This window comes from Acinetobacter sp. 197 (assembly GCF_048148385.1).
GTDB classification, from domain to species: domain Bacteria; phylum Pseudomonadota; class Gammaproteobacteria; order Pseudomonadales; family Moraxellaceae; genus Acinetobacter; species Acinetobacter pecorum.
Genome location: NZ_JAYWZK010000009.1, coordinates 154,726 through 165,610, shown reverse-complemented (window position 1 = coordinate 165,610; position 10,885 = coordinate 154,726). Strand labels below are relative to the sequence as shown.

Here is a 10,885-nt window from a genome sequence, read left to right as displayed (position 1 = left end):
CAGAAGTGAAACCTCTTAGCGCTGATGGTAGTGTGGGATTACCCATGTGAGAGTAAGTCATCGCCAGCTCATTATTCGAAACACCCCCGGTCTAAAGGCCGGGGGTGTTTTTTTATGTGCGGGAATTTATTGAAAGATAAGTAGAAACTCTTATTAAATGTGATTAATAAAAATATAAATAACGTGAAAAGTATAATTAAATTAAGCTAGCTTTATGTTACTAGCACTTTATTTAAAACCATTCCTGCTAAAACTTTAGTCCAAATTTTTTAAAATTACTTAACTTGGTATGTTTTGCAGTAGACAAAGTAAAAATAATCATCCATTTTGTATACAAAAGTGAATGACCATTCATTTTTTCATAGAATAAAAAAGCTCACAATTGGAGGTGAGGAAAAATGACAGCAACAACGGTAAATGTGAATGCTGTAGTGGATGAGGCAAGGTTTAAACCTTTTCATTTAAAGATCGTACTCTGGTGCGTATTTGTCGTGATTTTTGACGGTTATGATTTGGCAATTAACGGTGTTGCTTTACCGCTACTGATGCAAGAATGGAATATGACGGCAGTTCAAGCCGGAATGCTGGCCAGTACTGCTCTGGCAGGCATGATGTTTGGTGCCATGTTTTTCGGTATGCTGGCAGATAAAATTGGACGAAAAAATGTCATTCTGATTTGTGTAACCTTGTTCAGCGGATTTACGTTCTGGGGTGGTTTTGCCTCTAATCCGACTGAATTCGGTATCCTGCGTTTCATTGCAGGTTTAGGTATTGGCGGTGTATTACCCAATCTGGTTGCACTCACTTCTGAATATGCGCCACAAAAAATGCGTAGTACTCTAGTCACCACCATGTTTAGCGGTTATGCGGTGGGTGGTATTATGGCGGCCTTGCTCGGTGCCTGGTTAACCCCAAGTTTTGGCTGGGAAATCATGTTCTACATTGCCGGAATTCCATTATTAATTATTCCGGTTTTATGGTTCTATTTACCAGAATCTTTAACTTTTCTTGTTAAAAAACAGCAAAATGACAAGGCCAGTAAAATTGTTCAGCAGATCAGTCCTGAGCAAAATGCTACCGCTCGTACCCAGTTTGTACTAAATGAAGTACACGCACCTGATGCTTCAATTGCTGCCCTGTTCAGACAGGGGAGGAGCATGAGTACTTTATTATTCTGGTGCTGCTTCTTTATGTGTCTGCTGATGGTTTATGCATTGGGTAGTTGGTTACCAAAACTGATGATGGCAGCGGGTTATTCTCTAGGTAATAGTCTGATGTTCCTGATGGCCATGAATATTGGTGCAGTGATTGGAACTATTGGTGGCGGTATTCTGGCTGACCGTTTCCATCTGAAACCGGTCATCATTGGCATGTTCCTGCTAGGTGCAGTTTCACTGGTCGGATTAGGCTTTAACTCTCCACAAGCCGTGATCTATCTGCTGGTTGCCGCTGCTGGTGCTTCAGCGATTGGTAGTAGTATTCTGCTCTACAGCTTTGTAGCCCAGTATTATCCACTGTCAATCCGTTCTACAGGTATTGGCTGTGCTTCAGCAGTCGGTCGGGTAGGCGCCATTGTCGGTCCGATTATTATTGGATTCCTGTTGGGTATGGAGTTGCCACACAAGATGAACTTCCTGGCAGTTGCTATTCCAGCCATTATTGGGGCAATTTCAGTCGCTCTGATTGTACGCAAAGATCTGAACGCGGAAAGAAATGCGGAAACCTTACTCTCCAAACAGAAACTGAATTCGGTTAAAACCTAGTCACTTTTTGCCAATCACAATGACTTAAACTTCTATTGGATGACAAAAGCCCCTTCGATAAAAGGGGCTTTTGCATACAGTTCATAAAGAATTGAATAAATCAAAAAATAAATAATTCAAACACCTGTTATAAGTTCAGTTTAATTAAAATTACAATGATTCGAATATTCAGTAGTTTATCTTAATGAAAACGTGATATATCACGCAAAAAAATGATATTGAAATATGCATAGCAGAATATCAATTAGTCTTATTGTGCCTCAAATTCCACTTGCGTATATTGCTAAAACTTGAATATTCACTCGTATATTCAAAAGGATTTTACGGACAAGTACTCATGGGAGATGAGAACGATGACAACGGAAACAGTAGATATAAATTCTGTAGTCGATAATGCGAAATTCACGCCTTTCCACTTCAATGTAGTTGCTTGGTGTTTACTCATTATCCTATTTGATGGCTACGATTTAGCAATTAATGGTGTGGTTTTACCGTTATTGATGCAAGACTGGGGCTTAAGTGCAGTGCAGGCCGGAATGCTTGCAAGTACCGCACTGGCCGGCATGATGTTTGGTGCGATGATCTTTGGTTCCCTAGCGGACAAGATTGGTCGCAAGAAAGTGATCATGATCTGTATTGTATTATTTAGTGGTTTAACTTTTGCCGGTGGCTTTGCTTCAAACCCAACCGAATTCGGTATTTTACGTTTTCTTGCCGGCTTAGGTATTGGGGGTGTCATGCCAAACCTGGTGGCATTGACGTCTGAATATGCCCCACAAAAAATGCGCAGTACGCTGGTGACCACCATGTTTAGTGGTTATGCAGTCGGTGGCGTAATGGCCGCATTATTAGGCTCATGGTTTACCCCAACTTTTGGTTGGGAAATCATGTTCTTTATTGCGGGTATTCCCCTGTTTTTATTGCCAGTGATCTGGAAATTCCTGCCTGAATCACTTGCCTTCATTGTGAAACAGAACAAGCAGACGGAAGCGCGTCGCATCGTACGTCGCCTGGAACCAAATCTGAAAGTCACCGAGAACACGACTTTCACCTTGCCGCAGGAAAATGTGCCTGAAGCCGCTAATGTGGTGAGCTTGTTCCGTCGTGGTCGTGCGGTGAATACCTTACTGTTCTGGGTCGCGTTCTTCACTTGTCTGTTAACCATGTATGCACTGAGCAGCTGGTTACCGAAGCTGATGATGGCGGCAGGCTACTCGATGGACAACAGTCTGATGTTCATGATGGTGATGAACGTTGGGGCGGTTGTAGGTATTGTGGGTGGCGGTATTCTTGCGGATCGTTTCCACCTGAAACCGGTACTGATGTTCCTAGGTATGATGGGTGCAATTGTGATGAGCTCAATGGGCTTTGCATCTAACCAATTCTTACTTTACATCCTGGTGTTCCTGGCCGGTGCAGCGTCGATTGGTTCACAAATGTTGCTATATAGCTATGTTGCGCAGTTCTACCCACTTGCGGTACGTTCGACAGGTATTGGCTGGTCTTCTGCGATTGGTCGTATGGGTGCGATTGTAGGGCCGATCCTGATTGGTGGCTTACTGGGAATGAACCTGCCAGCCTACTTCAACTTTATGGCAGTCGGTTTACCAGTTCTGATTACTGCAATTGCTGTTGCGTTAATCATGCATGACAATGAGTCTGAGAAGATTAGTTCAATTGAACCCGCAGTGTCTAAAGCTTAAATATTAAGTTTTAAAAAAAGCCTCCGAAAGGGGGCTTTTTTATTTTTGAGATATTATATATTTTGTTTTTAATATTTATTTTTGAAAATTAAAAATATGGAAGAATTGAAACATATTTATATACAGAATATTGAACAAGCATTATCGCGTTTAAAAGTTACAAAAGAATTTTTAGAAATTTATTTAAATTCCTCAAAGCAAGCTTATTTAGAGTCGGCAATCCTTCAGTTGAGGAAAACTTTAGAATTGTTAGCTTTTGCTGCTATAGCTCCCAATAAAACAGAGTATGCAAAATTTAGATTAAAAGCTGAAAGTAGCAATGATTATCGAAAAGATTATAATGCTAAAGCAATCGTCGAAATATTAAAAAAAATCAATAAAGATTTTTATCCTATTCCTTTATTAGAACCTAAAATTGTAGAGCAAGGAAATTACCATTTTGAAAGAAAAAGTGAGAATTTTTTAAAGATCAAGGATTTTATAAAGTTATATAACAAATTAGGCAAATATCTTCATGCAGATAATCCATGGGGATATGATAAAAACTTAAAAAATTTTGTTGATACATTACCTAAAGAAATTAAAGCAATAGAATCATTATTGTCATTGTATTTTACAACTATAAGAACCGATAATTTTATCGGTGTATGGGTTATCAAAACTACCAGTGATCCTATCTCGGTTGAGGTTACAGTAGGTTATGCTAATGAAGATTTTTCAATTAAATAATTTGAAATGGATAATTTTATGAAACTCAACTCATTCTCTCCAATCCCTGAAGATGATGATGAACTGCATCTTCCTGAACTGGTGTACTGGGCATCTTTAGGTGACGTTGAACAAGTCGAGCAGGCGCTACAGGAAGGTCTGGACATCAACTCCGCCGACGAAGAAGGCTATAGCGCCTTACAGGCCGCTGCTGAAAATGATCATCTGGAAGTGGTTAAACTCTTGGTTAGCAAAGGTGCAGATATTGCCCATCGCAGTCCAAATACTGCTTTAGAGCTGGCTGAAATGGCAGGCAACAAAGAGGTTGTGGCTTATCTGAAAAGTCTGGCTGGTGGTGTCTGAATATAAAAAAGAACCTCAATGCTGAGGTTCTTTTTTATTGGTAGGAGCTTAAGCAGCTTCATCTTCAAGTTCTTTTAAAATGGCTTCATTAAAGGCCGGAATATCATCCGGATTACGTGAAGTAATCAGTACCCAGTCGCCGGTATTGCAACGATGAACTTCTTCATCGACCCATTTCGCGCCAGCATTTTCCAGATCCAGCTTGATACTCTTATATGAAGTCAGATTCTTATCTTTAATTCGATCTGCATCAATTAAGGCCCATGGCCCATGACAGATCGCGGCAATCGGTTTGTGATTGTCGGCAAAATGCTGAATGATTTTCTGCGCATCCTGATTGATTCTTAGAGTATCCGCGTTGACTGTACCGCCTGGAATCACCAACAAATCATAATCATTCAGATCGACATGGTCGAAACTGGTATCCGGCGTATATTGGGTAGCAGCTTTGGTATCACCTTTGACAGTGGCGACATCTTCATTTTTTTCTGCGGCATGAATCACTTCAAAACCTTTGGACTTTAAAAAATTTAAAGGCTCAGTCAGTTCATCATGTTCAACGCCTTGATTGGATGTAATAAAGAGGACCTTTTTTACCATGATTGCTGTTCCCAAAAAATGTGAGGATTTTTAGCTTAACAACAAGCAGATTTTTACAATGTTGGAGTTTTAACTCGGAACTGTTAAGCAATGATAAATAAAGCAATGTATATGAAAAGGAATATGCAGAAAAAAAGCCCCGACATCCTGTCGGGGCTTTTCCGTATCTCGTGATTTAGGTATAACTCCTGTCGTACCTCACGTCCTGGTGTTGCGATGTTATTCTTGTTTTTAGGTCTTCTTGGAGCATCCTGCTCTCTATGTTTATAAGATAATATACATCCCGACAGGCTACTAGCAGCAGATTACGCTTATCAATGTACGCTTTGGCTTACAACAGCGCAGAGAAATTGAGCTGTGTAGACTGAAGCAGTGGCATGTCATTAAAAGTGTACATCCAGACCGATATAAGGACCTTTAAATTCCAGCCGTAAATCTGGTCGTTGATCCTGTTCAAAATCCACCTGCATCATGCGATAACCGACTTTGGCACCGACATCGACCAACAGATTATCAATAAAGTCATATTGCAGTTCGGCCTGTACATCGGTTTTTTTGCTATCACTGCCATGCGTGTAAATGGCCTCGGCTTTGGCACTCATACCGGTAAATGGCAGTTTTACGCCAACTGTTGCATAGAGTAGCGGACTGTATTCATCCAGATCATATTGGTTCAGAGCACCTGCATTCAGGTTTCTCACCGTACCATCCAGATTGCTAAGACCAGCACCAATATCGGCATGTACTACGGTATCAAGTAGTTCGTAATACAGAATATAGTCAATGTTATTCAGCTTGATATCTGCGGCATTGGCAGGCGAGCTTTGTTCGCTGTTACTGTCCAGATTGACATATCTGATTTTCGCATTTGGTAGCAAGGGTACAGGATGCTCCACAGCAACAGATAGCTGTGCGGTACCTTGCCGATCCAGTTCATGCTTGAAATTGTTGTCTTGACTATAGCCATCAAAATTCCAGTAACTAAGATCAGCTTTTACGCCAATCACATCTGCATGACTGAATGAGCTGAGTCCAAAACCTAATAATAGTGAGGTGAGTATGTTTGCGCGCATGGCTCTATTTCCTTATAGCTTGCTTCAAATCGGGCCGGTCTGTTACTTAAAAACATCTTCTTTATATGTCTGAGCAAGTGCATGATATAGAGAATTTCAAAAATGTATATCCTTGGATGTTGAAGGACGAGAAGATGGTATCTGTAGAAGCAAAACAGCATAAAGATTATGCATTATATGTCGCCGGTCAGGCGGTTCAGACAGGGGAATGGCTGGAGGTTAAACATAAATATAGCCAGAAGCTGTATGCACGTGTCGCCCTGGCAGATGCCAGCACGCTGGAACAGGCAATTCAGTCTGCAACAGATGCTGAAGCCGAGATGGCCGCATTAGAGCCGTTCCAGAAACAGAAAATTCTGCTGCACTGTGTGCGACGTTTCCGCGAAATTCATGAAGAACTGACGGAAATCCTGATTGCAGAGGGCGGTAAACCACGTAAAGCTGCAGAAGCTGAAGTCGAACGCCTGATCAATACCTTTCAGATCGCAGCAGATGCCGTGACCCAGATGGATCAGGGACGCATCCTGCCTTTGGCCGTCACTGCGGCAGCTTCGGGTTATCAGGGAATGGTCAAACAGGTGCCAATTGGTGCGGTATCTCTGATTAGTCCCTTTAATTTTCCCTTGAACCTGACTGCGCATAAAATTGCACCTGCGATTGCAGCCGGTTGTCCTTTTGTACTGAAACCGGCAAGTTTGACTCCAATTTCTGCGCTTAAAATTGCCGAGATTCTGGCGGAAACCGATTTGCCGAAAGGCGCATTTTCAGTTTTACCCTGTCCGCGAGAGCTGGCCGATGTGCTGGTCACCGATGACCGTTTTAAATTACTCAGTTTTACTGGTTCCGATGTGGTGGGCTGGGACATGAAAGCCCGTGCCGGCCGTAAAAAAGTGGTTCTGGAGCTGGGCGGTAATGCCGCAGTGATGATCGAGCCAGATACAGAGATTAATGATGCACTGATTAGCCGCCTGATCGGTGGTGCTTATGGTCATGCCGGACAGGTATGTATCAGTGTGCAGCGGATTCTGGTACATCAGGATATCTATGATGACGTGAAACAGAAAATGGTAGCCAAGCTGAAAACGCTTAAAGCAGATGATCCGAATCTGAGCACGACTTTGGTGGGGCCGATGATCAAGAAAGCCGAAGCCAAACGGTTAGAAGCATGGCTAGATAAAGCCGTGAAAAAAGATGCAAAAATTCTGGCTGGTGGCAAACTGGACGAGGTACTGTTCGCACCGACCTTGCTGGAGAATGTGGATCAGAATCTGGAAATCTATCGGGATGAAGTCTTTGGTCCAGTGGCCATGATTGAACCTTATACCGATTTTGAATCCGGTATTGCCTGTATCAACCGCAGCCGTTTTGGCCTGCAGGCCGGAGTCTATACCCAGAATCTGAACAAGATGCTATATGCCTGGGATCATCTGCATGTCGGTGGTGTCATCATCAACGATATACCGTCTTTCCGGGTGGATAACATGCCCTATGGCGGGGTAAAAGATTCGGGTCTGGGCCGTGAAGGGATTCAGTCAGCCATTCGCGACATGCAGGAAGAGCGCATGCTGGTCATTAAAGCTTAAGTTCAGCATGTTCTTTGCCCAGATCGCAAGCCGGGTGGTTTTTCAATCGGGTGATGGAGGTCTGGGGCTATTGCATAATCTTAAATTTCAGGCCGGAGCAGGGAAAGACTCTGCTCCATATATACTTCCACCAGAAAAAGGGGATTCATCCGTAGAGATTTGTAGCGCTTAAACACAGAGTATTAAACAGCGATTTATCTTGATGACAGGAAAAGCTTTAAGAACCATAAGTCTGTAGTAAAACTTAATAAAAAATATATTCCAAAAAGTTTGTCAATATATAACATTAAAAATAAAGTCTTTTCCGTAGAATTATTGAGCAATTAATTCAAACAGATTATAAATAACGAATATTTTGAGCAGAATTTACAGAAAAAATTTACAAAAGTCAGTATTGTTAAATCATCTACAAGGTCAGTTTTTCGATCAGACTTTAAGCAAGCTGTAAGACCTGCTGACCTGTTTGTATATTAGAATTCGACACCCACAAGGTGCCCTCTAATTCAAACACCCAAAATTATTGAAATGCTTCTTTTTTTGCTTGCGCTATAACCATAACAAGCAGCATCTGAAGGAGTTAAAAGTTTAGGTGTTCTATGACAGAAACTCGTGAGAATTGGTCCGCACGCTCGGGATTTATTATTGCAGCGATTGGTTCCGCCGTTGGTTTGGGGAATATCTGGCGTTTCCCTTATGTGGCCTATGAAAATGGTGGCGGGGCATTCCTGATCCCTTATCTGATTGCGATTTTCGCAGCAGGTTTACCTTTACTATTTTTAGATTACGCAGTCGGACACAAGTTCCGCAAAGCGCCGCCTATGGCCTACAAGAAACTCATGAATGCCGAATCCCTGGGGTGGTGGCAGGTCATGGTGACGCTAGTGATCGGGATTTACTATGCCAGCGTATTGTCCTGGGCCGGCAGTTATATGTTCTATTCCTTTGGACAGCAATGGGGTACAGATACCCAAGCCTTTTTCTTCAACTCCTACCTGCAAAATGGTGAAGGTCTGACCTTAGGTTTTGTGCCTACACTGTTCTTTGGTCTGGTGGTGGTCTGGGCTGCAGTTATGTTGATTCTTTACGGTGGGGTACGCCGTGGAGTAGAGCTGGCCAATAAAATCTTTATGCCATTGCTGGTGGTTTTATTTTCCATTCTGGTGATTCAGGCAGTGCGCTTACCGGGTGCAGTTGATGGCTTAAATGCTTTCTTTACCCCGAACTGGGAAGCCATGACCAACTATAAAGTCTGGCTGGCCGCTTTTGGTCATATCTTCTTCTCACTGTCGGTGGGCTTTGGGATTATGTTGACCTATGCCTCTTATTTGAAACGCAAAACTAACCTGACCGGTTCGGGAATCGTGGTGGCACTGGCCAACTCGTCTTTTGAAATTCTGGCGGGTATTGGGGTATTTGCAGCGCTTGGTTTTATGGCGTTCAGTTCAGGTGCTAAAGTTGAAGATGTAGTGTCTGGCGGTATTGGTCTGGCCTTTATTGCATTCCCGAAAATCATTTCAAGTTTAGGGGCAGGTGGTGACCTGTTTGGCTTCTTGTTCTTCGCGTCATTGACGGTTGCCGGTATTACTTCGATGGTGAGCATCCTGCAAGTTCCGATTGCAGCGTTTCAGGACAAACTGGGCTGGTCGAAGAACAAGTCAGTCACAATCATTGCGGGTGGTTCGGCGGTCATTTCTACCCTGATGTTCTCGACGCATAGTGCCGTTACCTTTGTCGATATCATTGATTATTTTGCCAATAATATTGGTATTGTCGGTGGTGGACTGGTATCGATTATTCTGTTGTCGTGGTTCCGCCGTCCATTGATGAAACAACTGGAAGACCATGTTAACCAGTTTGCCAGCGTGAAGCTGGGACGCAGCTGGAATTTCATGCTGACCTTCGTCACCCCTTTGTCTTTATTACTGGCACTGGGCCTGACTCTGAAATCGATTATGACTGAAGGTTATGGTGATTATCCTGCCAGTACCTTATGGCTGGTTGGCGGAGGCGTCATGGCATTCTTTATCCTGGGCGCCATTCTGTTAAGTCTAGTCAAAGACCGTCGTAGTTAGGAGAATGAATATGAATACATCTGCACTGATCATGATGATTTTCTCCATCGTTCTATTATGGGGGGGGCTGGTACTGGCGGTTATTCATCTGGCAAAAAATCCGGAAGAACCAGAAGACTAAAAATCTTGACATAAACCTACTGTTACAAGCAATGGAAGTCATTATCATCTTTGATGATAATGACTTTTTTAATGGCGGATGCTTTGACATGATTTCCGTTTCAGATGGACAAGTCTATACAGCTTTTGCCGTGACTTTTTTGGCCGGTCTGGCTACTGTAGTCGGGGGGGACTGGTACTGTTCTTAAAAAAACCCAATTTCCGCCTGCTTGCTTTTGGTCTAGCTTTTGCTGCCGGTGCCATGGTCTATGTTTCTTTAACCGAAATTCTGAACAAGTCGATTGCGTCTTTCACTCTGGATTTTGGTGAAAAAACCGGTTTTGCCTTTGGCACTTTTGCTTTTTTACTGGGCGTGGTTCTGGTGTTATTGCTGGACCGCTTTGTCCCGAATCCGCATGATACTATTGAAACCCAGTCTGCCAAGGGAGTCAGTTCACAACAGTTACTGCGTACTGGCATGCTGACCCTGTTTGCGATTAGTGCCCATAACTTGCCGGAAGGACTGGCAACATTTTTTGCCACTCTGGAAAGTCCTGCTCTGGGTGCACCTCTGGCGGTCGCGATTGCGATTCATAACGTGCCAGAAGGTGTGGCGATTGCCTTGCCGGTCTATATGGCCACCGGCCGTAAAGATTATGCTCTCTGGGCCAGCCTGGTTTCGGGACTGGCCGAGCCTCTGGGTGCAGCCTTGGGATATTTTATTCTGGCGCCTTATATGAATGAAACGGTCTATGGCCTGATTTTTGGCGTGATTGGCGGTGTGATGGTTTATCTGGCGCTGGATGAATTATTGCCGACGGCAAAACGCTATTCTGAAGGGCATGAAACAGTCTATGGATTGGTGAGCGGCATGGCTGCCTTGGCTACTAGTCTGGTAATTTTTAAATTTATTCAATAAGC

At 43.1% G+C, this 10,885-nt stretch carries 9 protein-coding genes and 1 pseudogene; 8 read left to right on the top strand and 2 right to left on the bottom strand.

Features of this window, described 5'->3' with window-relative positions; all coding sequences use genetic code 11:
* The first annotated feature begins 398 nt into the window (after positions 1-398).
* The 4 genes from VXQ11_RS10800 to VXQ11_RS10785 all read left to right on the top strand — a co-directional run bounded on the left by VXQ11_RS10800 (position 399) and on the right by VXQ11_RS10785 (position 4,537).
* Positions 399-1,763 (top strand): MFS transporter, encoded by a 1,365-nt coding sequence (locus tag VXQ11_RS10800; protein WP_416706024.1) that lies wholly within the window; start codon positions 399-401, stop codon positions 1,761-1,763.
* 353 nt (positions 1,764-2,116) lie between these two features.
* Positions 2,117-3,466, top strand: coding sequence for an aromatic acid/H+ symport family MFS transporter (locus tag VXQ11_RS10795; RefSeq protein WP_416706023.1), 1,350 nt, complete (start codon positions 2,117-2,119; stop codon positions 3,464-3,466).
* A 96-nt stretch (positions 3,467-3,562) separates the two neighbouring features.
* Entirely contained in the window at positions 3,563-4,195 is a 633-nt protein-coding gene (locus VXQ11_RS10790; RefSeq protein WP_416706022.1) for a hypothetical protein, read from the top strand.
* An 18-nt stretch (positions 4,196-4,213) separates the two neighbouring features.
* Positions 4,214-4,537, top strand: a complete 324-nt coding sequence (locus VXQ11_RS10785) for an ankyrin repeat domain-containing protein (RefSeq protein ID WP_416706021.1) — start codon at positions 4,214-4,216, stop codon at positions 4,535-4,537.
* A gap of 48 nt (positions 4,538-4,585) precedes the next feature.
* Here the strand turns inward: VXQ11_RS10785 and VXQ11_RS10780 are convergent, their stop codons facing one another.
* Together VXQ11_RS10780 and VXQ11_RS10775 are read right to left on the bottom strand one after the other, a co-directional pair.
* Positions 4,586-5,137 carry a type 1 glutamine amidotransferase domain-containing protein gene (locus tag VXQ11_RS10780; protein WP_064096852.1) on the bottom strand — a complete coding sequence of 184 codons (552 nt, stop codon included), beginning with the start codon at positions 5,135-5,137 and terminating at the stop codon, positions 4,586-4,588.
* A gap of 383 nt (positions 5,138-5,520) precedes the next feature.
* The gene (locus VXQ11_RS10775) at positions 5,521-6,210 is read right to left on the bottom strand and encodes a TIGR04219 family outer membrane beta-barrel protein (RefSeq protein WP_416706020.1); all 690 of its coding nucleotides are present in this window, start codon (positions 6,208-6,210) and stop codon (positions 5,521-5,523) included.
* 134 nt (positions 6,211-6,344) lie between these two features.
* Between VXQ11_RS10775 and VXQ11_RS10770 the strand changes: the two genes are divergently transcribed.
* The 4 genes and pseudogenes from VXQ11_RS10770 (at position 6,345) to zupT (ending at position 10,883) form a co-directional block, all read left to right on the top strand.
* Complete coding sequence (locus VXQ11_RS10770) at positions 6,345-7,793, top strand: aldehyde dehydrogenase family protein (RefSeq protein WP_416706019.1); 1,449 nt, start codon at positions 6,345-6,347, stop codon at positions 7,791-7,793.
* 596 nt (positions 7,794-8,389) lie between these two features.
* Positions 8,390-9,865, top strand: coding sequence for a sodium-dependent transporter (locus VXQ11_RS10765; protein ID WP_416681038.1), 1,476 nt, complete (start codon positions 8,390-8,392; stop codon positions 9,863-9,865).
* 10 nt (positions 9,866-9,875) lie between these two features.
* Entirely contained in the window at positions 9,876-9,986 is a 111-nt protein-coding gene (locus VXQ11_RS10760; protein ID WP_081406379.1) for a methionine/alanine import family NSS transporter small subunit, read from the top strand.
* Between the two features lie 88 nt (positions 9,987-10,074).
* Positions 10,075-10,883, top strand: a pseudogene (zupT, locus tag VXQ11_RS10755) (zinc transporter ZupT).
* The last annotated feature ends 2 nt before the right edge of the window (positions 10,884-10,885 follow it).

Coding starts and splice junctions, on each gene's coding strand:
- VXQ11_RS10800 (WP_416706024.1), top strand. CDS start 399: ATGACAGCAACAACGGTAAATGTGAATGCTGTAGTGGATGAGGCAAGG.
- VXQ11_RS10795 (WP_416706023.1), top strand. CDS start 2,117: ATGACAACGGAAACAGTAGATATAAATTCTGTAGTCGATAATGCGAAA.
- VXQ11_RS10790 (WP_416706022.1), top strand. CDS start 3,563: ATGGAAGAATTGAAACATATTTATATACAGAATATTGAACAAGCATTA.
- VXQ11_RS10785 (WP_416706021.1), top strand. CDS start 4,214: ATGAAACTCAACTCATTCTCTCCAATCCCTGAAGATGATGATGAACTG.
- VXQ11_RS10780 (WP_064096852.1), bottom strand. CDS start 5,137: ATGGTAAAAAAGGTCCTCTTTATTACATCCAATCAAGGCGTTGAACAT.
- VXQ11_RS10775 (WP_416706020.1), bottom strand. CDS start 6,210: ATGCGCGCAAACATACTCACCTCACTATTATTAGGTTTTGGACTCAGC.
- VXQ11_RS10770 (WP_416706019.1), top strand. CDS start 6,345: ATGGTATCTGTAGAAGCAAAACAGCATAAAGATTATGCATTATATGTC.
- VXQ11_RS10765 (WP_416681038.1), top strand. CDS start 8,390: ATGACAGAAACTCGTGAGAATTGGTCCGCACGCTCGGGATTTATTATT.
- VXQ11_RS10760 (WP_081406379.1), top strand. CDS start 9,876: ATGAATACATCTGCACTGATCATGATGATTTTCTCCATCGTTCTATTA.